The sequence below is a fragment of the Ideonella sp. genome (assembly GCF_035254525.1).
Lineage (GTDB): Bacteria > Pseudomonadota > Gammaproteobacteria > Burkholderiales > Burkholderiaceae_C > Ideonella.
On record NZ_DATFAN010000184.1, the window covers coordinates 94141 to 120740 of the forward strand.

Consider the following 26600-nt stretch of genomic DNA (forward strand, 5'->3'; position numbering starts at 1 on the left):
CGCCGAAGGTGGCGCAGGGGCCTACTCCACGCGGCGCTGCCGCAAGGCCATCACGGCCAGCTCGGTGCGGCTGCCGGCGTGCAGCTTCTCCATGATGCGGCTGACGTAGTTCTTCACCGTGCCCTCGGCCAGGAACAGCAGGCCGGCGATCTGCTTGTTGCTCTTGCCTTCGGCGATGAGCTGCAGCACCTTGGTTTCCTTGTCGTTCAGCGAGGCCACCGGGTCGTCCTCGACCGGCGGGCGGTACTGGGGCTTCGGGGCCAGCTCCGACAGGCGGCGGAACTGGTCCAGCACCTTGCGCGCCACCTGCGGCGTCAGGCGCGACTCGCCACGGTGCACCGCGCGGATGCCCTCGAGCACCTCGGCCTCGGTGGCGTCCTTCAGCAAGTAGGCCAGCGCGCCGGCGCGCAGCGCATCGAACACGCTCTGCTCGGCCTCCAGCGTGGTCAACACCAGCACCCGCGTCTGCGGCAGCGCCGCGGTGATCTCGCGCGTGGCGGCCACGCCGCCCTTGCGCGGCATGTGCAGGTCCATCAGCACCACGTCGGGCCGCAGGCGCCGGGCCATCTCCACGGCTTCCATGCCGTCGCCGGCCTCGCCCAGCACCTCCATGTCGGGCTCGAGCGAAAGCATCAGCGCGAGCCCCCGCCGCACCAGCGCCTGGTCGTCGACGATCAGCACGCGGATGCGCTGGGAGGCGGCTCGTTCGGTGGTCGTCATGCTGCGTGGCGCGGTCTTAGGGCCTGTGCTATGGCCGCCGTGCGGCCTTGAAGGCAATATACGGCAGTGGCCCCGGCGCTGACAGCCCCGCGGGCCGCGAGGAGACGATGACCGGCGCCACGGACCGAATCGCCGGCACTTACAACGGATGTCCCGATACCTGCAGGCCCTGGATCCCAGGCGCAGCCTGGCCACGGCGGTGGCCTGGTTCGCCGTCGTGCTGTCGCTGGCCATCGCGCTGGCGCTGCTGACGGTCGGCGACTTCGCCCTCAACAGCATGCTCGCGCAACGCGACGCGCAGATGATGCGCTTCGCCACGCAGCTGGCCGCCGAGCTCGAGCGCGCAGCCGCCGACGAGGGGCGGGTCCCCGCGCTGCCGGCGAGGGAGCAGCTGGCCCGGCTCGTCGACGCGGTGCGCGAGCAGGCCAAGCCCGACCCGCGCGCCCGCGTGATGCTGCTCGACGAGCGGCACGACATCCTGTTCGAGCGGCCGCCGGGCGCGTCCGACGTGCCGCTGGCGATGCCCGGCAACTCGCTGCAGGTGGCCGGCAACGGCCAGCATGTCGTGGTCGTCGCCGCGCCGCTGGATGCCGCGCCCACGCTGCGTGCGCTCGGCATCCGGGTGGCCGTCGTGCAGCCGAGCGAGGAAAGCGGCCACGGCGGCACGCTGCAGGAGAAGCTCACCGCCATCTCGATCCTGCTGAGCATCTTCGCCGCGCTGATCGGCGTGGCGTTCGCGCGCCGGCTGACGCGGCGGCTCTCCGACCTCACCGTGCAGGCGCAGCGGGTGGCGAACCAGACGGCCGAGGGCATCGTCGAGCCCACCGGCCACGACGAGGTCGCCGTGCTCGGGCGTGCCTTCGGGCGCCTGCTGGGCGCGCTGCGCCAGGAACGCGACGAGCTGGACCTGCTCACGCGCGAGCTCGAGCAACGCGTGCAGGCGCGCACCCGCGAGGTCGAGCGCCTGGCCGCGGACAGCCGCTACGCGGCCGTGGTGCGCGAGCGCCTGCGGCTGGCGCGCGACCTGCACGACACCCTGGCGCACTCGATGATGGAGATGCTGGTCGAGGTGCGCACGCTGCGCATGCTGCACGCGCACGACCCGCAGCGGCTGGCCGCCGAGCTGGAACGCGCCGAAGAGGTGGCACGCGACGGCCTGAAGGAAGCGCGCGAGGCCGTGAGCCAGATGCGGCTGAACGCGGTGCGCGACCTCGGCCTCGGCGCCGCGCTCAGCGGCGCGGTCGCGCGCTTCGCCGAACGCACCGGCCTGGACATGCACTACGAGGCCGACCCGCAGGCCGGCAGCTTCGCCGACCCGCGGGCCGAGACCGTGTTCCGCATCGCCGAGGAAGCGTTGCGCAACATCGACCGCCATGCCCACGCGACGCACGTGCAGGTCAGCCTGAAGGACGCGGGCGACGGCGCGATCGAGCTGACGATCGCCGACGACGGCGTGGGCTTCGACCCCGAGGCGCCGCACCCCGGGCACTTCGGCGTGACCGGCATCCGCGAGCTGGCGCAACTGATCCGCGCCGAGCTCGACCTGCACAGCGAGCCCGGCGCGGGCGCGCGGCTGCGGCTGCGCTTGCGCGTCGGGCCCGAGATGCGCGCGGGCAGTGAAGATGGTCACGATCCGCGTCCGGGCGGCAATCATGGCGCCGCGCTGGCGTAGAGTGAAACCGATGAAACGCAGCGAGATCGCCGTCACGCCGCTGGACCCGAGCCTCGACAGCATCCCCGTGCCGGGAGCGGCCCACCGCTGGGGGCAGCTGGTGATGGGGCTGGTCTGCATGGCGATGGTCGCCAACCTGCAGTACGGCTGGACGCTGTTCGTCAACCCGCTGTCCGACAGCTTCGGCTGGAGCCACGCGGCGATCCAGGTCGCCTTCTCGGTCTTCGTCATCACGCAGACCTGCTGCGTCCCGTTTGCCGGCTACCTGGTCGACGAGGCCGGCCCGCGCCCTGTCGTGTTCGCCGGTGGCCTGCTGTGCGCCATCGCCTGGGTGATGAACGCGCTGGCCGATTCGCTGGGCCTTCTGTATGTCGCGGCGGCCATCGGCGGCATCGGCGCCGGCGCCGTCTACGGCACCTGCGTCGGCAACGCGCTGAAGTGGTTTCCCGACAAGCGCGGGCTCGCCGTCGGCCTGACGGTCGCGGCCTTCGGCGCCGGCTCGGCGCTCACGGTGCTGCCGATCACGATGGTCATCGCCGCGCGCGGCTACGAGTCCGCGTTCGTCTACTTCGGCCTGGGCCAGGGGCTGGTGGTGATGGCGCTGGCGCTGGCGCTGGACAACCCGCACGAGTTGCTGCCGCACATCAGCCTGCCGGCGCCGGCGTGGCCGGTTCGCCAGTCCAGCCACGACTACACGCCGGCCCAGGTGCTGCGCCAGCCGGTGTTCTGGGTGATGTACGCGATCTTCGTGCTCGTCGCCGCGGGTGGGCTGATGGCCACCGCGCAGCTCGCACCCATCGCGCGGCAGTTCGGCATCGCCGACGTGCCGGTCGACCTGTTCGGCCTCGTGCTGCCCGCACTCACCTTCGCGCTGGCGCTGGACCGCGTGCTCAACGGCGCGACGCGGCTGGTCTTCGGCTGGGTGTCCGACCGGATCGGGCGCGAGCAGACCATGCTCGTTGCCTTCGCGCTCGAGGCGCTGGCGATCTTCGCGCTGAGCCGGTCCGGCGCGCACCCGCTGCTGTTCGTGCTGCTGACCGGCCTGGTGTTCTTCGCCTGGGGCGAGATCTACAGCCTGTTCCCGTCGACCTGCGCCGACACCTTCGGCTCGAAGTACGCCGCCACCAATGCGGGCCTGTTGTACACGGCCAAAGGCGTCGCGTCGCTGCTCGTGCCACTGTCCAGCGTGCTCGCCACGGCCGCCGGCGATTGGCAGGCCGTGTTCCTGATCGCCAGCGGCATGAGCGCCGCCGCCGCGCTGCTCGCCTGGTTCGTGCTGCGGCCGATGCGGCACCGGCTGCTGGACGAGCAGGCCGAACGCCCGGGGACCTAAGCCGCCACCTTGGCGACGCGGCACTCGGCGCGCCGCGAGAGGCGGCACAAGGTCTCGGCCGACAGGTTCAGGTGCGAGGCGAGATCCCTCTGCACAAGGCGCTCCATGAGTTGCGGGTGCTGGCGCGAGAAGGCGTCCACACGGGCCGGCGCATCGAGCAGCAGCAACCCGACGGCATGCTCCACCAGCGTCTCGCCGAGCGCCACGACGTGGTCATGGAAGGCCTGCCGCGCGGCCGGGTGGCGCGCAAGGAAAGTGCACCACTCGCTCATGGTCAGCGAGGCGATGCAGCTGCGCGCAGCACACACCACCGAGTACGGCGCGGCATCGCGCCGGCGCCAGGCATCGTAGAAGGTCTCGAAGTCGCCCTCGCCCGCGAAGCGCAGCGTCATCTCGCGGCCCTGCGGGCTGGTGACGATGCGCTTGAGCAGGCCTTCGAGCACGAAGTACTGGCGCAGCTCGTGCTCACCCTGCTCGAGCAGGCATTCGCCGCGCTGGCCGTCCTGCACGACGAGCATCTCGGCCAGCTCCTCCAATGCAGCGTCGTCGAGCTCGCTCAACAGCGGATGCCGCTTCACCTGCAGGCGCAGGAAGTGACATTGCGGATGGTTCGTCAACAGGTACTTCATGCGACTGCACTCTAGGCGTCGCCACGGGCCGTGCATTCAGCGGAAGGTCACCGCCCGCAGAGGACTTCTCGCACGAAGCGCATGTGACGAAGGTCACGATCAGCGTGCGGGTAAACGGCAAGGTCCAATCCTGGAAAGTTGACTCGGGTCAATAGAAATCCGAGGCCCCTGGCGAGACATTGGACCGGCATTCGATAGCCCCTCTCGCCGCTATCGCCCAGCCAGGAGATACACGTCCATGAGCCAAGCCAACCCTGCCTTTTCAAGCACCACGCAGAACACATCCAGCCCACGGTTCCGATGGGGACAGCTCGTGATGGGCATCGTCTGCATGGCGATGATTGCTAACCTTCAATACGGATGGACACTGTTCGTCAATCCGATTTCCGAGAAGTTCGGCTGGACGCGCGCCGCGATCCAGGTCGCGTTCACGATCTTCGTGCTCGCCGAGACATGGCTGGTGCCGATCGAAGGTTACCTGGTCGACAAGTTCGGGCCGCGCCCGGTGGTGCTGGGCGGCGGCTTGCTGTGCGGCCTCGGTTGGGTGATCAACTCGTTCGCCGATTCGCTGTCGGTGCTGTACGTCGCCGCAGCGATCAGCGGCATCGGTGCCGGTGCCGTCTACGGCACCTGCGTGGGCAACGCGCTGAAGTGGTTCCCCGACCGCCGCGGCCTCGCCGCGGGCCTCACGGCCGCGGGCTTCGGCGCGGGCTCGGCGCTGACCATCCTGCCGATCACGATGTTGATCAAGTCGCAAGGCTACGAGGCTGCGTTCCTGTACTTCGGCATCGGCCAGGGGCTGGTCGTGATGCTGCTCGCGCTGGCGCTGGTCGACCCGAACAAGTACGTGACGAAGCGCACCGAAACGGCCTCGAACCTGACCCAGAGCCGGCGCGACTACAGCCCCGCCGAGGTGCTGCGCAAGCCGGTGTTCTGGGTCATGTACGCGATGTTCGTGATGGTCGCAGCCGGCGGCCTGATGGCCACCGCGCAGCTCGCACCGATCGCCAAGGACTTCAAGATCATGGACGTGCCGGTCAACATCATGGGCCTCGTGCTGCCCGCGTTGACCTTCGCGATGGCCATCGACCGCGTGCTCAACGGCCTGACGCGCCCGTTCTTCGGCTGGGTCTCCGACAAGATCGGCCGCGAGCAGACGATGTTCATCTGCTTCGCGCTGGAGTCGGTGGGCATCCTCGCGCTGTACCAGTTCGGCGCGAACCCCGTGGCCTTCGTGATCCTCACCGGCCTCGTGTTCTTCGCCTGGGGCGAGATCTACAGCCTGTTCCCGTCGACCTGTGCCGACACCTTCGGTTCCAGGTACGCCGCGGCCAATGCCGGCATGCTCTACACGGCCAAGGGCACGGCCTCGTTGCTGGTGCCGCTGTCCAGCGTGCTGATGTCCGCCACCGGCAACTGGCATGCGGTGTTCATCGCCGCCAGCTTCATGAACGCGGCGGCGGCCCTGCTCGCCTGGTTCGTGCTGCGACCACTGCGCCAGCGGCAGATGGCCGAGGCGCAGTTCGTGCCGGCCGCCGGGAAGTCGCGGGTCGAATCGGCGCCGCAGGGTGCGCGCGCCTGAGTGCCTCCTGAACGCCCGAACGCACCGCCATGACCTTCTCCAGCCCCGAATTCTGGATCGCGCTGATGCAGATCATCGGCGTCAACATCGTGCTGTCGGGAGACAACGCGGTGGTCATTGCGCTGGCGGCACGCAGCCTGCCGCCCGCACGGCAGAAGCGCGCGGTGATGTGGGGCAGCGCAGCGGCGGTCGTGATGCGCATCGCACTGACGCTGCTCGCGGTGGAGCTGCTGCGCTTGCCGTACCTGAAGCTGGTGGGCGCCGCGCTGCTGTTGTGGATCGCGCTGCAACTGCTCCTGCCGAGCGAAGAAGACGGCGACATCGGCCGCGCCGCCAGCGGCATGGCCTCGGCGATCAAGACCATCCTGCTCGCCGACCTCGTGATGAGCCTGGACAACGTGATCGCCGTCGCGGCGGCTGCCAAGGGCAGCACGGCCCTGCTGGTGATCGGCTTGTGCATCTCGATCCCGCTGGTCGTGTTCGCCAGCACGCTGCTGCTGAAGCTGATGACGCGCTGGCCCATCATCATCACGCTCGGTGCGGCGCTGCTCGGCTGGGTCGCCGGGGAGATGGCCGTCAGCGACCCCGTGGCCAGGGGCTGGATCGACGCGCAGTGGCCCGTGCTGCACCACCTGGCACCGATCGTGGCGGCGGCAGGCGTCGTGGCCCTGGGCACCTGGCTCGCGCGCCGCGCTGCATCGCGTGGGAGTGCGGAGTCGGCGCTCGATCCATCGCCCGACGAGGCGCAGGCGTAGGCGTGGGCGACAAGCTCGGCTCTCGTGCCAACAATGCCCTGCGGTCATTGACCCGCGTCAGGCCACGTACAGGTAAACCCTAATAAAATGGCTCCCGGTTGTTATCAAACCGGGAGCCTGAATTGCACACCGCCTTCGCGCTGTATCACCTGTACGAATCCGGCCGCGTGCGCCACGCGCTGAAGACGCTGGCGCTCGAGACGCGCACGCTGCTCGGCGCCCTGCTGAGCCCGAATCAAGTCATCGCCGACGTGAAGGCGATGCGTGCGATGCAGCTCGAGGCCGACCGCATCGAAGCCACGCAACCGGCTCGCGCCGCCGTGCTGCGCCATCGGGCTGCATGCATGGGCCGATAGAGCCTCTCGCCCCCTCCCTGCACTCTCCACACTCTCTTGGCTCGTCGGGAGACGAGCCCATCATTCGGCAACGCATCGGCGTAAACGCGCAGCCGGCGTTCCGGAAATCTTGACTGCGGTCAACGGCGTTTTGTCGACGCCAGAACGACGATGTCTCCACGCTGACAGGCGACTCCCTCGGGAGAATTTTCAGGAGACATGACATGAACGCAGCTGCATCCCCCTTCTCGATCAAGGCGCGCACCGTGGTGCGTGTCGCTCTCGCGGCCGCGGCCGCGACCATGGCCGCGACGACACCGGCCTGGGCCTGGGAACCCGCCAAGCCGGTGGAGTTCATCGTTCCCGCGGGCACCGGCGGCGGTGCCGACCAGATGGCGCGACTGATCCAGGGCATCATCGTCAAGCACAAGCTGATGAACCAGTCGATGATCGTCGTGAACAAGTCCGCCGGCGCAGGTGCCGAGGGCTTCCTCGACATCAAGGGTGCCAAGGGCGACCCGCACAAGATCATCATCACGCTATCCAACCTGTTCACGACGCCGATGGCCACCGGCGTGCCGTTCAACTGGAAGGACATGACGCCCGTCTCGATGATGGCGCTCGACCAGTTCGTGCTGTGGGTCAATGCACAGTCGCCGTACAAGACCGCCGGCGAGTACATCAGCGCCGTGAAAGCCGCCGGCCCGAGCAAGTTCAAGATGGGTGGCACCGGTTCGAAGCAGGAAGACCAGATCATCACGGTCGGCCTGGAGAAGGCCACGGGCACGAAGTTCATCTACGTGCCGTTCAAGGGCGGTGGCGAGGTCGCGGTGCAGCTCGTCGGCGACCACCTCAACTCCACCGTCAACAACCCCATCGAGGCAGTGGCGCAGTGGCGCGCGGGAGCGCTGCGCCCGCTGTGCGTCTTCGACCACGAGCGCATGCCGTACAAGGCCAAGGTCACCGAGACCCAGTCGTGGGCCGACATCCCGACCTGCAAGGAGGCCGGCGTACCGACCGACTACGTGATGCTGCGCGGCATCTTCATGGCACCCGGCGTGACGCCCGAGCAGCAGGCCTACTACGTCAACCTGATGACGAAGGTGCGCGAGACGCCGGATTGGAAGGACTACATGGAGAAGGGCGCCTTCAACACCACCGCGATGACCGGCGCCGACTTCCAGAAGTGGCTCGCGAACGCCGAGGCGGCCCACCGGGCGTTGATGACCGATGCCGGCTTCATCGTTGCCCAGCAGTAGCTCAGCCGTCGATCCACCATCACTGACTGGAGCGAACCATGGCTCATGAACAGCCCCTGGCGCCGGCGGGCACGCGCCCGCTCGCGCGCAACAGCCGGGTCGACGCGCTGGTGGCGGCGTTGCTGACGATGGTCGGCCTGGTCGTCGTGTTCGAGGCACGGCGGCTCGGTGCCGGCTGGACCAGCGACGGCCCCGGCCCCGGCTACTTTCCCTTCTACATCGGCACCATCCTCGCCGTCGGCGGCGTCGGCATCCTGTACCAGTCGCTGCTGTCCAAGTCCGCCAACTCCGGCATCTTCGTCGACCAGGAGCAGTTCAAGCGCGTGCTGTCGGTTCTCGTGCCGGCAGTGCTGTACGTGGCGACGATCATGGCGCTCGGCCAGTATGTCGCGTCGGCCATCTTCATCGCGATCTTCATGGTGTGGCTGGGCAAGTACTCCCCGCTCAAGAGCGCCGTGCTCGGCATCGCCGTCAACGCACTCTTCTTCGCGATGTTCGAGATCTGGTTCAAGGTGCCGCTGTTCAAGGGCGCCTTGGACCCGCTCGCTTTCCTCGGCTACTGATCCCCAGGAAGGAGCAGACCCAAAATGGATGAAATCTCCGCCCTCTTCCAGGGCTTCGCCGTGGTGCTCACGCCGATGAACATCGGCCTGATGTTCATCGGCATCACGCTCGGTGTGCTGATCGGCGTTCTGCCCGGCCTCGGTGGCGCCAACGGCGTCGCGATCCTGCTGCCGCTCACCTTCGCCATGTCGCCCACGTCGGCGATCGTGATGCTGTCGTGCATCTACTGGGGCGCGCTGTTCGGCGGCGCGATCACCTCGGTGCTGTTCAACATCCCAGGCGAGCCATGGTCGGTGGCGACCACCTTCGACGGCTACCCCATGGCGCAGAAAGGCAAGGCGGGCGAAGCGCTGACGGCAGCATTCACGTCGTCATTCGTCGGCGCCTTCGTTGCGGTGCTGATGATCACCTTCCTCGCACCGCTGGTCGCGAAGTTCGCGCTGAGATTCGGCGCGCCGGAGTTCTTCGCCGTCTACCTCCTCACGTTCTGCAGCTTCGTCGGAATGGGCAAAGGCTCTCCGTTCAAGGTGCTGGTGTCGATGGCGCTCGGCTTCGCGCTGGCCACGGTCGGCATGGACACGGTGACGGGCCAGTTGCGCATGACCTTCGGGCTGCCCGACCTGATGCGTGGCTTCGACTTCCTGATCGCGGTGATCGGCCTGTTCGGCATCGGCGAGATCCTGCTGTCGATGGAAGAGGGGCTGAACTTCTCCGGCAAGTCGGCGCGGATCAACCCCAAGGTGGTGTGGGAAACGTGGAAGCAGCTGCCGCGCTACTGGGTGACCTCGGTACGCAGCTCGGTGGTCGGCATGTGGATGGGCATCACGCCAGGCGGCGCGACGCCGGCCTCGTTCATGAGCTACGGCCTGGCGAAGAAGATGTCCAGGAACGGCGCGAAGTTCGGCACCGGCGAGCTCGAAGGCGTCGTTGCGCCGGAGACGGCAGCGCACGCAGCGGGCACCAGCGCGCTGCTGCCGATGCTGGCCCTCGGCATCCCCGGCTCGCCCACCGCGGCGGTGCTGCTCGGCGGCCTGCTGATCTGGGGGCTGCAGCCGGGCCCGCTGCTGTTCACCGAGCAGAAGGACTTCGTCTGGGGCCTGATCGCCAGCATGTACCTGGGCAACGTGGCCGGGCTGATCGTCGTGCTGTCGACGGTGCCGCTGTTCGCGTCGATCCTGCGCATTCCGTTCTCGATCATCGCGCCGGTGATCATCGTGATCTGCGCGATCGGTGCGTACACGGTGCACAACGCGATGCTCGATGTCTGGTTCATGCTGCTGTTCGGCGTGATCGGCTACGTGTTCAAGAAGCTCGACTACCCGCTCGCGCCGCTGGTGCTGGCGCTGGTGCTGGGCGACAAGGCCGAAGACTCGTTCCGGCAGGCGATGCTGGTGTCGCAGGGCGACGTTGGCGTGATGTGGTCCAACTCACTGGTCGGAACGATCACGACCCTCGCGCTGACGATGCTGTGCTGGCCCTTGATCTCCAAGCTGATCGCGCTGGTGCGCAGCCCGAAGCCCAAGCCGGCATTCGCCGACGAACAGCCGGTCGACTGACGACTCGTTGACGCAAGGGCGCCGCGGCCGACGAGGCCGCGGCGTTCTCGTTTCAGATCTTCCCTGCGTGCCGCAAGCGGCTCAGCGTCTCAGCCGAAAGGTTCAGGTACGAAGCGAGCTGCTTCTGCGGGATCCGGTCGACCAGATCCGGGTGCTTGCGCACGAAACGATGCACCCGTCCCGGCGCATCCAGCAGGTGCAGCGTGATCGTGTGCGCCATGATCTCGCTCATCACGCGCATCACGACGAGCTCGAACGCGGCCTTGGCGCGCGGCCTCGCATCGAGGAACGCGACCCACTCCTTCAGCGGCATGCGAATCACGCGCACCTTGGTCACGCAGACGATGCCGTAAGGCGTCGGCGTTCCCAGCCGCCACGCGGCATAGCTCGTCTCCATGTCGTTCTTGTCGGCGAAGCGCAGGATCATCTCCTTGCCTTCCTGGTTCGACACGACGCGCTTGAGGATGCCGTCGATGATGAAGTACTGCTCCATCTCGCGCACGCCCTGGTAGAGCAGGAAATCGCCCTTGCTGCCGTCGAACACCGACATGTACGGCTCGAGTTGCTCGCGATCGACATCGTCGAGCTCCTTCAGCACTTCGTTGTGCTTGAGCTCGAGACGGATCACGTTCCTTTCGGGGTGGTTCGCCAGCAAGGTCATGAGCAGCGTTTGATTTTTTGAAAATTGACCGCAGTCAACGGAGGAATCGACGCGCACGAATGATAGTCGTCGCACGCCACTGAATTCCCATGAGGCGAGCAGAAGGAGAGACATGTCCACCGTTCTCGACAACCCACCGACGATCAGCAAACCTGCCGTCGCCGCAGAAGCGATCCGCGCACAGACCGATGGCTTCCATCTCGTGATCGACGCGCTGAAGCTCAACGGCATCGACACCATCTTCGGCCTGCCCGGCATCCCCATCACCGACCTCACGCGCCTGGCCCAGGCCGAAGGCATGCGCGTGATCTCGTTCCGCCACGAGCAGAACGCCGGCAACGCTGCGGCGGCCGCGGGCTTCCTCACGCAGAAGCCCGGCATCTGCCTGACCGTCTCGGCACCGGGCTTCCTCAACGGCCTGACCGCACTCGCCAACGCGACGGTGAACTGCTTCCCGATGATCCTCATCAGCGGCTCCTCCGAGCGCGAGATCGTCGACCTGCAGCAGGGCGACTACGAGGAGATGGACCAGCTCAACGCCGCCAAGCCGTTCTGCAAGGCCGCGTTCCGCATCCTGCACGCGCAGGACATCGGCATCGGCATCGCCCGGGCGATCCGCACCGCCCTGTCGGGCCGGCCCGGCGGCGTCTACCTCGACCTGCCGGCCAAGCTGTTCTCGCAGACGATGGACGCCGTGGCGGGCCGCGAGTCGCTGATCAAGGTGATCGACCCGGCGCCGCGCCAGCTGCCCGCGCCCGACACGGTGCAGCGCGCGCTGCAGGTGCTCGAAGGCGCCAAGCGCCCGCTGATCCTGCTCGGCAAGGGCGCGGCCTACGCACAGGCCGACGACGAGATCCGCGCGCTGGTCGAGAAGACCGGCATCCCCTACCTGCCGATGTCGATGGCCAAGGGCCTGTTGCCCGACACGCACGAGCAATCGGCCGCCGCCGCACGTTCGTACGTGCTGGCCGAGGCCGACGTGGTGCTGCTGGTCGGCGCGCGCCTGAACTGGCTGCTGTCGCACGGCAAGGGCAAGACCTGGGGCGGCCCCGATGCGCAGAAACTGGCGAAGAAGTTCATCCAGATCGACATCTCGCCGACCGAGATCGACAGCAACGTGCCGATCGCCGCGCCGCTGATCGGCGACATCGGCTCCTGCGTGTCGGCGCTGCTGGCCGGCATCGGCAGCGGCTGGAAGAAGCCGCCCGCGGAATGGACCGGCGCGATCGCCGAGCGCAAGGACAAGAACCTGTCCAAGATGGCCGCGATGCTGACGCAGGACGTGTCGCCGATGAACTTCCACGGCGCGCTCGGCGCGATCCGCGACGTGGTCAGGCAGCGGCCCGACGCGATCGTCGTCAACGAAGGCGCGAACACGCTGGACTTCGCGCGCAGCATCGTCGACATGTACGAGCCGCGCAAACGGCTCGATTGCGGCACCTGGGGAATCATGGGCATCGGCATGGGCTTCGCCGTGGCCGCTGCCGTGACCACGGGCAAGCCGGTGATCGCGATCGAGGGCGACTCGGCCTTCGGCTTCAGCGGCATGGAGGTCGAGACGATCTGCCGCTACGACCTGCCGGTGTGCGTGGTCATCTTCAACAACAACGGTGTCTACAAGGGCACCGACGCCAACCCGACCGGCGGCAAGGATCCGGCGCCCACGGTGTTCGTCAAGAACTCGCGCTACGACCTGCTCATGGAAGCCTTCGGCGGCAAGGGCGTCGTCGCCACCACGCCCGACGAGCTCAAGCGCGCGCTGCAGGAAGCGGTCGCGAGCGGCCGGCCCACGCTGATCAACGCTGTCATCGACGAAACCGCCGGCACCGAGAGTGGCCGCATCACCAGCCTGAACCCGCAAAAAGCGGCCATCAACAAGTAAACGTCGTTCACCTTAGGAGCCCACCATGAGCAAACCCCTCGAAGGCATCCGCATCATCGATTTCACCCACGTTCAGGCCGGCCCCGCGTGCACGCAAATGCTGGCCTGGTTCGGCGCCGACGTGATCAAGGTCGAGCGCCCCGGCTCGGGCGATGTCACGCGCAACCAGCTGCGCGACATCCCCGACGCCGACGCGCTGTACTTCACGATGCTCAACAGCAACAAGCGCTCGCTGACGCTGGACACCAAGACGCCCGACGGCAAGAAGGTGCTCGAGGACCTCATCAAGCGCTCCGACGTGATGGTGGAGAACTTCGGCCCCGGCGCCCTGGACCGCATGGGCTTCACCTGGGAGGTCATCCAGAAGCTGAACCCCGGCATGATCCTGGCCTCGGTCAAGGGCTTCAGCGAAGGCCACCACTACGAGGATCTGAAGGTCTACGAGAACGTGGCGCAATGCGCCGGCGGCGCGGCCTCGACCACCGGCTGGTGGAAGGGCGAGAACTCCGTGCCGACGATCTCGGCCGCCGCCTTGGGCGACACCAACACCGGCATGCACCTGGCCATCGGCATCCTCACCGCCTACGTCGGCCGCCAGAAGACCGGCAAGGGCCAGAAGGTCGCCGTCTCGATGCAGGACGCCGTGCTGAACCTGTGCCGCGTGAAGATGCGTGACCAGCAGCGCCTGGAGCGCGTGGGCTACCTCGAGGAGTACCCGCAGTACCCGCACGAGATGGAAGCGTTCGCCGACAAGGTGACGCCGCGCGGCGGCAACGCCGGCGGTGGCGGCCAGCCGGGCTGGATCCTGAAGTGCAAGGGCTGGGAGACCGACCCCAACGCCTACATCTACTTCACGGTCCAGGGCCACGCCTGGGAGCCGATCTGCGACGCGCTCGGCAAGCCCGAGTGGAAGACCGACCCGGCCTACACCACCGCCAAGGCCCGCCAGCCGCACATCGAGAAGATCTTCGCCACCATCGAGGACTTCATCAAGGACAAGACCAAGTTCGAGGCGGTCGACATCTTCCGCAAGTTCGACATTCCTTGCGCGCCGGTGCTGTCGATGAAGGAGCTGCTGCGCGACGAATCGCTGCGCAAGAGCGGGTCCATCGTCGAGGTGCCGCACAAGGTGCGCGGCAGCTACTTCACGATCGGCAGCCCGATCAAGTTCTCGGACCTGAAGCCCGAGGTGACCGCCTCGCCGCTGCTGGGCGAACACACCGACGACGTGCTGGCCGAGCTGGGCTACACGCCCGACCAGATCGCGACCTACCACGCGGTGGGTGTGGTGTGAGCGCCTGCGGGGCCGCGCTGCAGCCCCGCGCTGGCATCCTGTGGCTGGCCGACGGCGGCGCCCTGCGCTGCCGCTCGGCCCACAGCCTGCACGTCCTGCCGCCCACGCTCGCCCTGTGGGTGCCGCAGGACGTGCCGCATGAGGTCGAAGGGCTCGGCGGTGCCCAGTTGCGGCGCGTGGGGCTGGCGCTGCCTGCCGGCGTCGTCTGCGCCACGGCGCCGGCCTCATGCCGCGTCACGGTCGCGGGCCCGCTGCTGGCGGCGCTGGCGGACACGCTCGACGGCACGAACGGCGAGCGCCCCGTCACGCCGCGCCAGCAGCTCGGGCTGGCGCTGGCCGCCGAAGAAGTGCAAAGCGCCGAGCCGCTGCCGATCGGCGTCGCCCTGCCGCACTCGCCCACGCTGCGCAGGGCGTGTGAAGCCGCCCTGCGCGACGGCGCCGGCGACTGCAACCTGCAGGCGCTCGCCGAGGCCGCGAACACCAGCATGCGCACGCTGGCGCGATGCTTCCAGAAGGAGCTCGCCCTGCCCTTCAGCCACTGGCGCCTGCAGCTCAGGCTGGCGCGCCTGGTGGCACTGTGGGCAGAAGGGCGAACGCTGAGCGCGAGCGCGGCGGCGGTGGGCTACACGAGCCCCAGCGCGCTGTCGTTCAGGGTGCGGCGGCTGATCGGGATGACGCCGAGCCGCTTGCTGGCGGAGCGGGCAGGCGCAGGCGCGAACCCCATCGCGCCACGCCTGTCGACGACGGCCTACTGAGCCAGGATCCAGCGGACGACATTCCTGATCTCGTCCGGGCTCTTGGCCTTGATGATCATGTGAGGCTCCCGGTGCCCATCGGCTGCGATCGGCCCCTCACCGGAGATGAGGTGCTCGTACAGCCTGGATTCGGCATCGGGCCTGTCCCTGTACTTCGCGGCGATCTCCGCGTAGGACGGTCCTTCCTTCTTCTTGGACAGGCCGTGGCAGCGCAGGCACCGGTCCTCAGCGGCCAGCGACTTGGCCTTGACCGCGTCGAACCCCGCAGTGTCTTCTCCTGCCACGGGGGCCGGCGCGCAGCCGTAGCCGAGCCAGGTGAACAGCGCGGCGCCGAGCACCGCAAGGACGTTGTGAGCGTGTCGCTTCATGGTGGAACCGCCCTTTGCAGAAGAGTCCGCAGGCGATTTCATCATGCGCCGCCGCCCGTGACCAGACCTTGCTGGCCATCAAGCGCCGCGCGGGCCTCGGTTCGCGCTTCGTTGCAATGGATGCCCAACCCCCATCGCCAGGCGGAATCACGACGATCTTGTTACTCCCTGCCGCGCTGCCGCCCACGTAGATTTGCCCGAGGGCCCAGCCGGGCTCGTGTGATGGCAACCGCTCAACGCAAGCAATCGGAGATCACCATGGTGGATATCGTTCACAGGGTCGGAATCAAGGCGCCGGCCTCGAAGGTCTATGCAGCACTGTCGACCATCGAGGGCCTGGCGGGCTGGTGGACCACCGCGACGACCGGCGACTCGAAGGTCGGCGGAACCATCGTCTTTCGTTTCCACACGGCAACGGGCGACGAGATCGGCGGCTTCGACATGGACGTGCTCGAACTCAGGCCAGACCAGAAGGTGCGATGGCGCGTCAAGGCCGGGCCGGCGGAGTGGGTCGGCACGGAGATCGAGTTCCTCCTGTCTCGGCAGGACGAGCACACGATCGTGATGTTCGGCCACCGGCATTGGCGGGAGGAGGTTGAGTTCATGGCTCACTGCAGCACGAAGTGGGCCACGTTCCTGTTGAGCCTGCGGGACTTCGTCGAGACCGGGAAGGGAAAGCCGGCGCCCGGTGACCTGAAGATCAGCAACTGGCACTGAGCACCGAACAGCAGGTGCGGCAGCTCGCTTGCGAGCGAGCTCAGCTGCGCCACGGCAGTTCCAGCGCCTGGCCTTCGGGCAGGCGGGTGGCCACCGGGGTGGACGCGAAGATGCCGAGCGTCTCCAGCGGCACGGCACCCACGTTGAAGAACTGGTGCAGCTGTCCCTTGGGAAGCACCAGCGTGCAATTGGCGCCGAAGCGTTGAATTCGGCCGTCGCCGTGGAGCTCGCCCGAGCCGCCGAGGCACAGCACGACCTCGTCGCAATCGTGGCTGTGCGGTGGTGTGGCCGCACCCGGCGCCATCGTCTGGCGCCACACGGACAACTGGCTCAGGCCCTCGGCCTGCCCGGCCCAGGTGGCGTGGGCGATGCCGGCAATCGGGCTGGCCTCGGGTTGGATCTGCTCGATGACTTGCATGGTGGGTTCCTTCATTCGTGGGCGGGCGTTGGGGCGGTGCCCGCCAGCTTGACCGCTGTGATGGATGAAGTCTCGGCCCGACCTGTCGATTCGAGAAGACCTTGAAGCGCCGTAACATTGACGACGTTTTGTCGGCAATGCGTGTCGGCACTTCGCTTTCGGGAGGCGCCATGCAAGGGCTGCAGCAGTTCATCGCGTTCGCACAAACGGCCCGCCATGGCGGCTTCGCCGCAGCCGCGCGTGAGCAGGGCGTCGCGCCGTCCACCCTGGCCAAGGCGGTCGCGCGTCTGGAGGCCGCGTTGGGCGTCAAGCTGTTCCACCGCACCACCCGCCAGGTCACGCTGACGCCCGACGGCGAACGCCTCTTCGAGCGCTGCCAGCGTGTGCTGGCCGAGGTGGAAAGCCTGCAGGCCGAAGCCTCGGGCTCGCGCCTCGCGCCGGCCGGGGTGCTGCGCATCGACCTGCCCGTGTTCTACGGCAAGCGTTTCGTGATGCCGCTGCTGGCGCAGGTGATGAGGCAGTACCCGGCCCTGCATCTGGACATACGGCTGACGGACGCGCAGGTGGACCTGGTGCGTGACGGAGTGGATCTGGCGGTACGCATCGGCCAGTTGCGCGACAGCACGCTCGTCGCGCGTCGCGTGGACCAGCAAGGCCTGGTCTTGTGTGCCAGCGCCGGCTACCTGAAGCTTCGCGGGGCGCCTCGCAAGGTGGAAGACCTGTCGGCCCACGATGCCGTGGTGTTCCGGCTGCCCTCCACGGGGCGCGACCGGCCCTGGCAGTTCCGCCAGCGCGGTGTGATGCTCGATTTCCTGCCGCAGGCCCACATGCGGGTGAACGAGACCGAGGGCCTGCTGGAGGCGCTCAAGCTCGGCTGCGGTGTGTGCCAGGTCCCCGACCTGCTCGTGCGCGATGAATTGCTGCGGGGCGAGCTGGTGGAATTGCTGCCGGGCCTGCGCCCGCAGAGCATGCCGATCCACATCGTCTACCCCTCGAGCCGGCTGTTGCCTTCGCGCGTGAAGGTGGTGATCGACGCGTTGCAGGCCTTGCGCCGGCGCGGCGCCGACGCGGCCGATCAGGCCTGAAGCGGCTGGCGTTCCAGTGCGGCATGATCGGCCGATTCACACACGAAGCCGAGGCGGGATGAACGAGACCGACACCCCAGACACCCGGGCGGTTGCCCTGTATTGGGACTTCGAGAATCTTCACGCGAGTCTGTCCGAAGCCCGCCATGGCGAGGGCAGCTATGCCAAGCCGGATGGCCGCTTCAAGGTTCAGGACCCGCTGGTGAACGTCCGGGCCGTCATCGAGCTGGCGGCGTCCTACGGGCCCGTGGCCATCAACCGGGCCTACTGCAACTGGCAGTTCTTCGGCCGGTATCGCGACGCGCTGCTGCAAGGCTCGGTCGAGCTCATCCAGTTGTTCCCGCCCGGGCAGTCGGCAAAGAACGGCGCGGACATCAAACTCTGCCTGGATGCCGCCGAGGACATCGCCCGTTTCGCGCACATCGGCACCGTCCTCATCGTCGGCGGCGACAGCGATTTCATGCCCGTCGCCCAGAAGATCAAGGCCGCGGGCCGCACGCTGGTGGGCGTGGGCACGAGGCGCTCGACCAACCGGCACTGGGCCAGGAGCTGCCACGACTTCCGCTACTACGACAGCCTGGTCGACGACGAGATCCCGCCCGAAGCCGCAGGGTCGAATGTGGCGGCCGTCGCCCCACCGGTGCGCACACCGCAGGACGAAGCCAATGAGACGATCCTGCGGGCCATCACGCTGCTGGCCGAAGCCCAGGGCGACCCCTGGGTGAACAAGGCGCCGATCTTCAAGATGGTCAAACGCCTGGACCCGACCTTCGACCCCAAGGAGTTCAAGTTCACGACCTTCTCGGCCATGCTGAAGTCTCTCGAACCGGCCTCGATCACGACCCGCCAAGGCGAGTTCGACCAGCAGGTGCGGGTGATCACGCCCGGCGCGCCGGACGGTGCCTAGCTACCCCCTCGCCCGGCTCATCGCCAGGCTCGCCGCCGCCGTCCGCGTCTCGACCCCCAGCTTGCCGTAGACCCGCTCGAGGTGCTTCTTCACCGTCGCCGGGCTGGCGCCGAGGATGTCGCCGATGTCGCGGTTGGTCTTGCCCTGGATCACCCAGTACAGCACCTCGGCCTCGCGCGTGGTCAGCGTGAAGGCCTGGACCCAGGCGGCGAGCATGGCGGCCTCGGAAGCCTCGCGCAGCACGATCAGCCACTGCCCCTCGGCCGCGTCTTCGAGCGGGTGCAGCGCGCAGGTGAGCCGGCCGGCGCCGCGGCTGATCGTGATGGTCTGCGCCTCGGCGCCGGCGCGCTGGCGGATTGCCTGGCGGCCGACCCAGGCCATCAGCTCGGCCGGGGCCTGGTGGTCGGGCAGGTCGCCGAAGTAACGGGTCAGCAGCTCGCGCGCAAGCGCGGTCTGCCAGATGCGGCGGTCGTCGCCATCGCGCACGACCAGCGTCGCGTGGCCGAAGGCATCGAGCGCCTGGCGGGCCTGGCGCTGGCTGCGCGCGTTGTTCAGGTGGGCGGCGATGCGCGCCAGCACCTCGCGCGGGCGGATCGGCTTGGTCACGTAGTCGGCGCCGCCGGCGCCGAAGCCCTCGAGCACGTGCTCGGTCTCGGTCAGGCCGGTCATGAAGATGATCGGCACCGCCGCGGTCGCCGGGTCGGCCTTGAGCCGCCGCGCCACCTCGAAGCCGCTCAGGCCCGGCATCACCGCATCGAGCAGCACGATGTCGGGCGGCGCCTTGGCAGCCAGCGCGAGCGCGGCCTCGCCCGAGGTGGCCACCAGCACGGTGTAGCCCGATTCGTCGAGCGCGTCGTGCAGCACGGCGAGGTTGTCGGGCACGTCGTCGACGATCAGCACGACGTCGCCGGAGTCGACCAGCAGCGGCTCGGTGGGCGCGGGGCGTGGCGTGTCGGGGTTGGGCATGGGATCAGGGGCGGGCGTCATCGAGGGCCTGGGCAAGCAGCCGGTTCATCGCATCGAGCTGGAATTCACGCGCCAGCGCACGCAGCCGCGCGACGAAGCGCGCGCTGGCGGCGTCGGCGGCTTCGATCTCGTCGAGCTTGCGCACGATGCCGCGCACATAACCGAGCCCGACCAGCTCGCGCAGCGCGTGCAGCTGCGCGGCGGGCGGCAGGCTGCCCGGGTCGGGCGCGGTGGCAAGCAAGTGCTCGGTGGGCGTGTCGTGTGCAGGGGATGGGCCGGGTGCGGCGGCCGGCAGCGTGGGCAGCCACTCGAGCGCGAGCTCGCGGCCGAGCCAGTCGAGCAAGGTGGCCAGCCGCACCGGCTTGACGAGGAAGTCGGCCGCGGGCACGCCCACGTCGTTCGGCAGGCCCTGGTCGAAGGCGTTGGCCGACACGATGGCCAGCGGCACGCGCGCCAGCGCCGGGTCGCTGCTCGCGCGCAGGCGGCGGATCGTCTCCCAGCCGTCGATGCCGGGCATCGCGAGGTCGACGAAGACCGCGTCGGGCTTCAGCCCAGCGGCGCGGGCCAGCCCCTCTTCGCCGCTGGCGGCCGTCTCGATCACGAAGCCGAACGGGCCCAGCAGGTCGGCCTGCAATTGGCGGTCGGCCTCTTCGTTGTCGATCACGAGGATGGTGCGGCGCGGCCCGGCATAGCCGCTTCGCAGGCTCGTCGGCGCCAGCTCGGGCAGCGCGGCGCCGGCGCGCACCTCGGGCAGGAACAGGCGCAGCGTGAAGGTGCTGCCCACGCCCGGCGTGCTGGCCACGCGCATCTCGCCGCCCATCAGGTCGGTCAGCATCTTGCTGATCGTCAGGCCCAGCCCGGTGCCGCCGGCCGCCACGCTGCCGGGCGACGAGCCGCGGGTGAAGGGCTCGAAGACGCGCTCGAGCTCGTCCTCGCTCATGCCGGGGCCGGTGTCGATGATCTCGACGCGGGCGATCTCGCGCGCAAAGCTCAGCCGGAAGCGCACCTCGCCCTGGCTGGTGAACTTGACCGCATTGCCCAGCAGGTTGATCAGGATCTGGCGCAGGCGCTTCTCGTCGGCGCGCACCAGCGCGGGCAGCGCGCCCTCGCTCTCGAACGAGAAGGCGATGCCCTTGGTGGTGGCCTGCAGCTCGAACAGGCCCGCAATCTCCTCGACGCAGTCGCGAAAGCGCATCGGCTTCAGCTCGAGCCTGAGCTTGCCGGCCTCGATGCGCGCCAGATCCAGCGTGCCTTCGATCAGACCCAGCAGGTGGTCGCCGCCGCGGCGGATCACGCTGACTGCGTGGCGCCGGTGCGCGGGCATCGCCGGGTCGTCCTCCAGCAGCTGCGCATACCCGAGGATGCTGTTCAGCGGCGTGCGCAGCTCGTGGCTGACGGCGGTGATGTAGCGGGTCTTGGCGCGGTTGGCCGCGTCGGCGCGGCGGCGCGCCTGCTGCAGCGCGAGGTCGGTCTGGCGATGCGAGTCGATCTCGCGCTGCAGGGCCTCGGTCTGGCGCAGGCTTTCTTCCTGCGCGACGCGGCGGCTCTGTTGCGCCAGCACCAGCCACCAGGCCACGATGCCGGCCACCAGCAGCAGCGCCGCGTAGGCCTTGACGAAGCCGGCGCGCAGCGCCGGGTCGAGCCACTCGGCCACCGCGGCGCCGCGCAGCTGCATCGCCGTCACCTCCTGGCGGTACAGCAGGCCGAACAGCGCGGCCAGCAGCGGCACGATGAAGGCCATCAGCAGCAGGTACTGGCCCAGGCCCGATTCGACCTGCGGCGCGAAGCGGCGCGGCAGCAGCCGGCGCAGGCCCGCCGACCAGCGCGCCCAGACCTCGTCGACGAAGCGCGGCACCGGCTTGCAGCGGTCGCCGCAGCGCGCATCGAGCGTGCAGCACAGCGAGCAGATCGGGCCGCCGTAGGCCGGGCAGCCGGCCATGTCCTCGGCTTCGTAGTCGCGGTCGCAGACGATGCAGCGCTGCGGCGTCAGGCGGGCGTAACGGCCCTGGCCATCCCCGGCCGCCGGCTCCACGGGCCGTGCCAGGTAGTAGCGCCCCTTCGTCGCCCACGCGATCAGCGGCGCGGTGGCGAAGGCGGTGACCAGCGCGATCATCGCCGAGAAGGCCTGCGCGAGCGGACCGAAAGCGCCCAGGTGGGCCGCCACCGACAGCAGCGACGCCAATGCCGTGGCGCCCACACCCACCGGGTTCACGTCGTGCAGATAGGCGCGGCGAAACTCGATGCCCGGCGGGCTGAAGCCCAGCGGCTTGTTGACCACCAGGTCGGCCACCACCGCCATGATCCAGCTGATCGCGATGTTCGAGAACAGGCCCAGCACGCCGCCCAGGGCCTGGAACACGTCCAGCTCCATCAGCATCAGCGCGATCAGCAGGTTGAACACCATCCACACCACGCGGCCCGGGTGGCTGTGGGTCAGGCGAGAGAAGAAGTTCGACCACGCGAGCGAGCCCGCGTAGGCGTTGGTCACGTTGATCTTGAGTTGCGACACGACGACGAACAGGGCCGTCACCGCCACCGCCCAGCCGTAGTGCGGCAGCAGCGGCTCCCAGGCCGCGAGGTACATCTGGTTCGGATCCACCGCACGGTCGGGCGAGACCATGTGCGTGAGCGCCAGGTAGGCCAGCAGCGCGCCGCCCAGCATCTTGGCCACGCCCGGCAACACCCAGCCCGGGCCGCCGACGATCACCGCCGCCCACCAGCGGCGGCGGTTCGCCCGGGTACGCTCGGGCATGAAGCGCAGGTAATCGACCTGCTCGCCCATCTGCGTGATCAGCGCGATGCCCACCGTCAGCGCGGCGCCGAAGCCGGCCAGCGTGAAGCCCGGCGTACCCTGCTCGCCCGCATACGACAGCAGCGAGGCGGGCAGTTGCGGATTCAGCCACAGCACGCTGGCGTAGGGCAGCAGCAGCAGCACGAGCCACAGCGGCTGCGTCCAGACCTGCAGCCGGCTGATCCAGGTGACGCCGTAGGTCACGAGCGGGATCACCGCCAGCGCGCACAGCAGGTAACCCCAGGCCGGCGGGATGTCGAACGCGAGCTCGAGCGCATAGGCCATCACCGCCGCCTCGAGCGCGAAGAAGATGAAGGTGAAGCTCGCGTAGATGAGGGAGGTCAGCGTCGAGCCGAGGTAGCCGAAGCCGGCGCCGCGCGTGAGCAGGTCCATGTCCACGCCGTGGCGCGCGGCATAGACGCTGATCGGCCAGCCGGCCGCGAAGACGATCAGCCCGGTCGCGACGATGGCCCAGAACGCATTGACGAAGCCGTAGCGCACCAGCAGCGTCGCGCCGACCGCTTCGAGCACCAGGAAGGAGGCAGCGCCGAACGCGGTGTTGGCCACCCGCCATTCCGACCATTTGCGGAAGGCGCGCGGCGTGAAGCGCAGCGCGTAGTCCTCGATGGATTCGCTGGCCACCCAGGCGTTGTAATCCCGCCGGATCGGAATCACGTGCTGTGGCAGGGCGGCGGGGCGAGGCGGCATGCCCCAGGCTGTTCTCAAGAACCGCACCCACGCCGGGCGGCGTCGGCGCACCAGCCTGGGCCGAAGTGCCGGGCCGGGCCCTCCAGGCCGTCGCTCAGGTCACCAAGCCTGTGCGGGCGCGCACCAGCGGTGTGCGACTCTCAGGGTTAGCCCGCAGAGCCGGCCACGCGGCCGCGGCCGGCGGCTTTCGCGCGGTAGAGCATCGCGTCGGTCTTTGCCAGCGCATCGGCCCAGCGCGCCTGGCCGGGCCGCCAGTAGGCCACGCCGACGCTCGCGCCCACGCTCAGCGGCTGGCCGGCGTCGAGCTCGAAGGGCTGCGCGGCGGCGGCCACCACCTTGTCGGCCACGATCATCGCGTTGGCCTCTTCGTGCAGCCCGTCGAGCACGATGACGAACTCGTCGCCGCCCAGCCGGGCGATCGTGTCGCTCGGCCGCACCAGGCCGCGCAGCCGCTTCGCGAAAGCCTGCAGCAGCCGGTCGCCCACCGCGTGGCCGTGCGCATCGTTGACGGGCTTGAAACGGTCGAGGTCGATGAACAGCACCGCGACCAGGCCGGCCGCGCCGTCGGCCGGCGGGCGCGCGGCCAGTTCGTCGAGCGCACGCTCGAAGCCGCTGCGGTTGAGCACCTGGGTCAGCGCATCGGTGTGGGCCAGGTCGCGCAGCCGGCGCTCTTCGGCGCGACTGGCCGAGATGTCGGCCGCGACCGCGACGCAGCCCTCGACCGTGCCGGCCTGCGTGAACAGCGGGAGGTAGTCGACCCGCACGTGGCGATGCCGCTCGCGGCTGGGGTCGTCGCGCTCGAAGCTGACGGCTTCGCCGGCCAGCACGCGCTCGATCCAGGGCCGGCGAAACGCGTATTCGGCGGAGCCCAGCACCTCTTCGGCCGTGCGGCCGAGCACGCGCTCGCGCGGCTGGTCGGTCCAGGTCTCGAAGCCGCGGTTGACGAAGATGTAGCGCTGCGCGGTGTCGAGCACGGCAATCGACATCGGCACCACGTCGGCCACCGAACGCCACACCGCCTCGCTGCGGTGCAAGGCCTGCTGCGCAGCGCGCTGGGCGGTGATGTCGCGCAGGATCGCCGAGAAGTGCTCGATCTGGCCGTGCCGATCGCGGTGGGCGATCTGCAGGTGGCTGACCAGCAGCTCGCGGTGCTGGGCATCCCACTGCAGCGTCTCGCCGGCCCACACGCCCTTCTCGAGCGCGGCCGGCACGATCTCGACCGCGTGCCGCGCCACCGTCTCGGGCGGGTTGAACGCCAGCGCGTTGAGGTGGCCGATCGGCTCGTCCGGCGACAGCCCCAGCATGCGGCGCGCGGCGGGGTTCGCGTACAGCAGCCTGCCCTTGGGATCGGTCTGCAGCACGAAGTCGGTTGTCGCGTCGAAGATCGCGGCCTGGGTGCGCAGTGCGCGCTCACCCTCTATGCGCTCGGTCACGTCGGCCACGGTGCCGACGTGACCCTGCACGATGCCGTCGACGACAATCGGTGCGCTGCGCACCACCAGCACGATCTCGCGCCCGTCGGCACGCCTGAGCCGGCGCGTCACGTGCATGCCGACCGGCTCGTTGACGATCTGCCGCCAGCCCTGGCGCGCCGGCTCGCGCTCGGCCTCGGGCAGCAGGTCGATCCAGCCTTCGGCCGCCTGTTCGCGGTTGGCGAAGCCGTGGATGCGCAGGTAGGCGCCGTTCACGTAGGTCAGGCGCCCGTCCAGCCCGGCGCGGAACAGGCCCAACGGCGAGGTGTCGCTGACCGCCGCCATCTCGGCACGCTGCGCGCGCAGCTCGCGCATCAGCGCCTCGAACTCGCGTGCCAGCAGGCCGCGCTCGTCGTTCGTGCTGGTGTCGATGGCCACCGCCCGGTCCGGGCTGCGGCGCTGCTCGCGCATCGCCAGCCACAGCGTGTCGAGCGGGCGCATCAGCCAGCCCACCCCGGCGCTGACCGCCAGCACCGTGCCCACGCCGAGCAGCACCAGCGACAGCAGCAGCGCATGGCGCGCACGCAGCAGCGGGCCGTGCGCCTGGCCGGCGGGGATCACGATGCGCAGCTCCCACGGCGCGACCTGCAGCGTGCGGCGGGTGACGAAATCGGCCTGCAGGTCGAAGTCGTCGAGCATCGTCAGGTCGGCCGCCGGCTTGAGCAGCCGCGCGGGGTCGGCATTCAGCACGTAGACCGGCGACGCGTCGTGCGTGACCAGCTCGTAGCGGCCGGCCTCGCCGATGCGGCGGCGCGCCAGGTCACCGAGCGCGCTGTCGGCCAGCAGGTCCAGGCCGCCTGCCAGCGCGCCGAGGAAGTGGTGCTCGGCATCGAACAACGGCACGGTCATCAGCACCAGCGGCCGGCCGTCCACGCGCGACAGCAGCGGTGCCGAGATCGTCGGCCGGCCGATGACACGGGCCTGGCGGAAGTAGTCGCGGTCGCCGATGTTCACCGGCCCGGGGTTCGGCGGGTCGTTGGTGATGACCATGCCATCGGCGCCGACCAGCGCGACGCCGTTGAACAGCGGCCGCAGCGCGCTCTGCATGATGAAGCGGGAGTGGGCGGCCTTGTCGGCCAGCAGCGCCGCGTCGACGCGGCGCGCGGCGCGCTCGAGCACCGCCATGTGGGCAGCCAGCTTGTCGTCGATGTTGGCGGCCATCGCGGTGGCCAGCGCATCCTGCTGCTGGCGCAGCAGCGCGATGTGGTCGCGCGCCTGCTGCCGATACAGCCACCCGCCCGCCAGCGAAACCGCGCCGATGACCACCAGCGCCGTGACCAGCGCGGCCTTGATCTTCAGCGACAGCGTCATGAAGATCGAGCCCGCGCGTGTCGAGGCGCTGGCGGGGTCAGGCGGGGGCCAGTTCGCCGTCCAGCGCGTTGACGAGATCGGGAATCAGCTGGCGCAGCTCGCCCGTGGCGATGGCCGCGTCGGCATCGAAGCCCTCGTCGCCCGCATGGCGCGAGCCGGCGTCGAACAGGCCGTCGTCGACGCTGAGCTTCTTGATCTGCAGCGCATCGGTCAGCACGAACGAGACCTTGCCCTTCCAGGTCAGCGCGAGCCGGGTCGGCTGCTTGCCGCCGGTCAGCACGTGGGCGCGCACCTCGTCGGTATCGAGCGGGTGGCGGGCGTAGCGCACGACCGATTTCATCTCGTCGGCCGACTTCAGCTCACATTCGCGGTCGACGCTGAAGCCGGACGGCGCCTCGCCCTCAGCCAGCCACGCGGTCATGGCCGCGGCGGGCGACAGCGTGGTCTGCACCAGGCGCAGGGCCAACCCGTCCAGGCACTTGACCAGCATCGTCGCGGCCTCCTCGGCGCGCTTGGCGCTGCCGGCATCGACCATCAGCAGCGCGGCCTTCGGATCGAGCCAGATGTTGACCGAGGCCTGCTTGGTGAAGGCCTGCGGCAGCAGCGCGAGCACGGCCTCTTCCTTCAGCTCCTTGGCCTGGCGCTTACCGGGCTTGCGCCCGGTGGCCGCCTCGGCCTGCTTCGCCAGCTCCTCGACACGGCGCTTGACCACCGCCGAGGGCAGCACCTTCTGCTCGACCATCAGCCGCATCAGCCACTGGCCACCGATCGACTCGACGAGCGGCGCGGCGCCCGGCTCGCCGGCGGATTGCTCGCCGTGGCGCGGCGAGACCCAGCCGGCTGACACGGGCTGCGTGGCC

General features: G+C 69.1%; 23 protein-coding genes. 14 read left to right on the forward strand and 9 right to left on the reverse strand.

Going from position 1 to position 26600, the window contains the following annotated elements:
* Positions 1–21: 21 nt before the first annotated feature.
* Entirely contained in the window at positions 22–720 is a 699-nt protein-coding gene (locus VJ693_RS19995; protein ID WP_324157054.1) for a response regulator transcription factor, read from the reverse strand.
* Positions 721–868: 148 nt separating this feature from the next.
* On the opposite strand from VJ693_RS19995, the gene VJ693_RS20000 reads away from it, so the two are divergent.
* Both VJ693_RS20000 and oxlT (VJ693_RS20005) read left to right on the forward strand, forming a co-directional pair.
* Positions 869–2392 carry a histidine kinase gene (locus VJ693_RS20000; protein WP_324157055.1) on the forward strand — a complete coding sequence of 508 codons (1524 nt, stop codon included), beginning with the start codon at positions 869–871 and terminating at the stop codon, positions 2390–2392.
* Positions 2393–2495: 103 nt separating this feature from the next.
* A complete protein-coding gene (oxlT, locus tag VJ693_RS20005) occupies positions 2496–3725 on the forward strand; it encodes an oxalate/formate MFS antiporter (protein WP_414652323.1) in 1230 nt (409 codons plus the stop codon).
* Here the strand turns inward: oxlT (VJ693_RS20005) and VJ693_RS20010 are convergent.
* Complete coding sequence (locus tag VJ693_RS20010) at positions 3722–4354, reverse strand: Crp/Fnr family transcriptional regulator (protein ID WP_324157058.1); 633 nt, start codon at positions 4352–4354, stop codon at positions 3722–3724. The genes oxlT (VJ693_RS20005) and VJ693_RS20010 overlap by 4 nt on opposite strands.
* 238 nt (positions 4355–4592) lie before the next feature.
* On the opposite strand from VJ693_RS20010, the gene oxlT (VJ693_RS20015) reads away from it, so the two are divergent.
* The 6 genes from oxlT (VJ693_RS20015) to VJ693_RS20040 all read left to right on the forward strand — a co-directional run bounded on the left by oxlT (VJ693_RS20015) (position 4593) and on the right by VJ693_RS20040 (position 10405).
* Entirely contained in the window at positions 4593–5936 is a 1344-nt protein-coding gene (oxlT, locus tag VJ693_RS20015) for an oxalate/formate MFS antiporter (RefSeq protein WP_324157059.1), read from the forward strand.
* Between the two features lie 29 nt (positions 5937–5965).
* On the forward strand, positions 5966–6691 hold the full coding sequence (locus tag VJ693_RS20020; RefSeq protein ID WP_324157061.1) for a TerC family protein: 726 nt from the start codon (positions 5966–5968) through the stop codon (positions 6689–6691).
* 122 nt (positions 6692–6813) lie between these two features.
* A complete protein-coding gene (locus VJ693_RS20025) occupies positions 6814–7047 on the forward strand; it encodes a hypothetical protein (RefSeq protein ID WP_324157063.1) in 234 nt (77 codons plus the stop codon).
* 203 nt (positions 7048–7250) lie between these two features.
* Entirely contained in the window at positions 7251–8285 is a 1035-nt protein-coding gene (locus VJ693_RS20030; protein ID WP_414652320.1) for a Bug family tripartite tricarboxylate transporter substrate binding protein, read from the forward strand.
* A 38-nt stretch (positions 8286–8323) separates the two neighbouring features.
* Positions 8324–8848, forward strand: coding sequence for a tripartite tricarboxylate transporter TctB family protein (locus tag VJ693_RS20035; RefSeq protein ID WP_324157065.1), 525 nt, complete (start codon positions 8324–8326; stop codon positions 8846–8848).
* Between the two features lie 24 nt (positions 8849–8872).
* Entirely contained in the window at positions 8873–10405 is a 1533-nt protein-coding gene (locus tag VJ693_RS20040; RefSeq protein ID WP_324157067.1) for a tripartite tricarboxylate transporter permease, read from the forward strand.
* A 52-nt stretch (positions 10406–10457) separates the two neighbouring features.
* On the opposite strand, the gene VJ693_RS20045 is transcribed toward VJ693_RS20040, so the two are convergent.
* Positions 10458–11066 (reverse strand): Crp/Fnr family transcriptional regulator, encoded by a 609-nt coding sequence (locus tag VJ693_RS20045; RefSeq protein WP_324157069.1) that lies wholly within the window; start codon positions 11064–11066, stop codon positions 10458–10460.
* Positions 11067–11178: 112 nt separating this feature from the next.
* On the opposite strand from VJ693_RS20045, the gene oxc reads away from it, so the two are divergent.
* From oxc to VJ693_RS20060, 3 genes are read left to right on the forward strand one after another with little or no spacing between them, the layout of a single operon-like run.
* Positions 11179–12948, forward strand: a complete 1770-nt coding sequence (gene oxc, locus VJ693_RS20050) for an oxalyl-CoA decarboxylase (RefSeq protein ID WP_324157071.1) — start codon at positions 11179–11181, stop codon at positions 12946–12948.
* Positions 12949–12973: 25 nt separating this feature from the next.
* Positions 12974–14242, forward strand: a complete 1269-nt coding sequence (gene frc, locus VJ693_RS20055; RefSeq protein WP_324157073.1) for a formyl-CoA transferase — start codon at positions 12974–12976, stop codon at positions 14240–14242.
* Positions 14239–14997, forward strand: coding sequence for an AraC family transcriptional regulator (locus tag VJ693_RS20060; RefSeq protein WP_324157075.1), 759 nt, complete (start codon positions 14239–14241; stop codon positions 14995–14997). The genes frc and VJ693_RS20060 overlap by 4 nt, the downstream gene beginning before the upstream one ends.
* Here the strand turns inward: VJ693_RS20060 and VJ693_RS20065 are convergent.
* The gene (locus VJ693_RS20065) at positions 14991–15365 is read right to left on the reverse strand and encodes a c-type cytochrome (protein WP_324157077.1); all 375 of its coding nucleotides are present in this window, start codon (positions 15363–15365) and stop codon (positions 14991–14993) included. The two genes, VJ693_RS20060 and VJ693_RS20065, sit on opposite strands and share 7 nt — an antisense overlap.
* Positions 15366–15623: 258 nt before the next feature.
* On the opposite strand from VJ693_RS20065, the gene VJ693_RS20070 reads away from it, so the two are divergent.
* Positions 15624–16082, forward strand: coding sequence for an SRPBCC domain-containing protein (locus VJ693_RS20070; protein WP_324157079.1), 459 nt, complete (start codon positions 15624–15626; stop codon positions 16080–16082).
* Positions 16083–16122: 40 nt separating this feature from the next.
* Here the strand turns inward: VJ693_RS20070 and VJ693_RS20075 are convergent, their stop codons facing one another.
* Positions 16123–16500, reverse strand: a complete 378-nt coding sequence (locus VJ693_RS20075) for a cupin domain-containing protein (protein WP_324157081.1) — start codon at positions 16498–16500, stop codon at positions 16123–16125.
* Positions 16501–16670: 170 nt separating this feature from the next.
* On the opposite strand from VJ693_RS20075, the gene VJ693_RS20080 reads away from it, so the two are divergent.
* Together VJ693_RS20080 and VJ693_RS20085 are read left to right on the forward strand one after the other, a co-directional pair.
* On the forward strand, positions 16671–17585 hold the full coding sequence (locus tag VJ693_RS20080) for a LysR family transcriptional regulator (protein ID WP_324157083.1): 915 nt from the start codon (positions 16671–16673) through the stop codon (positions 17583–17585).
* Between the two features lie 58 nt (positions 17586–17643).
* Positions 17644–18492 carry an NYN domain-containing protein gene (locus VJ693_RS20085; protein ID WP_324157085.1) on the forward strand — a complete coding sequence of 283 codons (849 nt, stop codon included), beginning with the start codon at positions 17644–17646 and terminating at the stop codon, positions 18490–18492.
* Here the strand turns inward: VJ693_RS20085 and VJ693_RS20090 are convergent, their stop codons facing one another.
* The 4 genes from VJ693_RS20090 to VJ693_RS20105 form a co-directional block, all read right to left on the reverse strand.
* A complete protein-coding gene (locus VJ693_RS20090; RefSeq protein ID WP_414652321.1) occupies positions 18493–19479 on the reverse strand; it encodes a response regulator in 987 nt (328 codons plus the stop codon).
* Entirely contained in the window at positions 19463–22957 is a 3495-nt protein-coding gene (locus VJ693_RS20095) for a hybrid sensor histidine kinase/response regulator (RefSeq protein WP_324157089.1), read from the reverse strand. Before VJ693_RS20095 ends, VJ693_RS20090 begins: the two co-directional genes overlap by 17 nt.
* A 146-nt stretch (positions 22958–23103) precedes the next feature.
* Complete coding sequence (locus VJ693_RS20100; RefSeq protein WP_324157090.1) at positions 23104–25740, reverse strand: diguanylate cyclase domain-containing protein; 2637 nt, start codon at positions 25738–25740, stop codon at positions 23104–23106.
* A 37-nt stretch (positions 25741–25777) separates the two neighbouring features.
* Positions 25778–26600: recombination-associated protein RdgC (locus tag VJ693_RS20105; RefSeq protein ID WP_324157092.1), on the reverse strand; the 823-nt coding region annotated here is incomplete at its 5' end.

Excerpts from the sequence above, each read along its gene's own strand:
- VJ693_RS19995 (WP_324157054.1), bottom strand. The coding sequence starts at position 720 with ATGACGACCACCGAACGAGCCGCCTCCCAGCGCATCCGCGTGCTGATC.
- VJ693_RS20000 (WP_324157055.1), top strand. The coding sequence starts at position 869 with ATGTCCCGATACCTGCAGGCCCTGGATCCCAGGCGCAGCCTGGCCACG.
- oxlT (WP_414652323.1), top strand. The coding sequence starts at position 2,496 with ATGGGGCTGGTCTGCATGGCGATGGTCGCCAACCTGCAGTACGGCTGG.
- VJ693_RS20010 (WP_324157058.1), bottom strand. The coding sequence starts at position 4,354 with ATGAAGTACCTGTTGACGAACCATCCGCAATGTCACTTCCTGCGCCTG.
- oxlT (WP_324157059.1), top strand. The coding sequence starts at position 4,593 with ATGAGCCAAGCCAACCCTGCCTTTTCAAGCACCACGCAGAACACATCC.
- VJ693_RS20020 (WP_324157061.1), top strand. The coding sequence starts at position 5,966 with ATGACCTTCTCCAGCCCCGAATTCTGGATCGCGCTGATGCAGATCATC.
- VJ693_RS20030 (WP_414652320.1), top strand. The coding sequence starts at position 7,251 with ATGAACGCAGCTGCATCCCCCTTCTCGATCAAGGCGCGCACCGTGGTG.
- VJ693_RS20035 (WP_324157065.1), top strand. The coding sequence starts at position 8,324 with ATGGCTCATGAACAGCCCCTGGCGCCGGCGGGCACGCGCCCGCTCGCG.
- VJ693_RS20040 (WP_324157067.1), top strand. The coding sequence starts at position 8,873 with ATGGATGAAATCTCCGCCCTCTTCCAGGGCTTCGCCGTGGTGCTCACG.
- VJ693_RS20045 (WP_324157069.1), bottom strand. The coding sequence starts at position 11,066 with ATGACCTTGCTGGCGAACCACCCCGAAAGGAACGTGATCCGTCTCGAG.
- oxc (WP_324157071.1), top strand. The coding sequence starts at position 11,179 with ATGTCCACCGTTCTCGACAACCCACCGACGATCAGCAAACCTGCCGTC.
- frc (WP_324157073.1), top strand. The coding sequence starts at position 12,974 with ATGAGCAAACCCCTCGAAGGCATCCGCATCATCGATTTCACCCACGTT.
- VJ693_RS20065 (WP_324157077.1), bottom strand. The coding sequence starts at position 15,365 with ATGAAGCGACACGCTCACAACGTCCTTGCGGTGCTCGGCGCCGCGCTG.
- VJ693_RS20070 (WP_324157079.1), top strand. The coding sequence starts at position 15,624 with ATGGTGGATATCGTTCACAGGGTCGGAATCAAGGCGCCGGCCTCGAAG.
- VJ693_RS20075 (WP_324157081.1), bottom strand. The coding sequence starts at position 16,500 with ATGCAAGTCATCGAGCAGATCCAACCCGAGGCCAGCCCGATTGCCGGC.
- VJ693_RS20080 (WP_324157083.1), top strand. The coding sequence starts at position 16,671 with ATGCAAGGGCTGCAGCAGTTCATCGCGTTCGCACAAACGGCCCGCCAT.
- VJ693_RS20085 (WP_324157085.1), top strand. The coding sequence starts at position 17,644 with ATGAACGAGACCGACACCCCAGACACCCGGGCGGTTGCCCTGTATTGG.
- VJ693_RS20090 (WP_414652321.1), bottom strand. The coding sequence starts at position 19,479 with ATGACGCCCGCCCCTGATCCCATGCCCAACCCCGACACGCCACGCCCC.
- VJ693_RS20095 (WP_324157089.1), bottom strand. The coding sequence starts at position 22,957 with ATGCCGCCTCGCCCCGCCGCCCTGCCACAGCACGTGATTCCGATCCGG.
- VJ693_RS20100 (WP_324157090.1), bottom strand. The coding sequence starts at position 25,740 with ATGACGCTGTCGCTGAAGATCAAGGCCGCGCTGGTCACGGCGCTGGTG.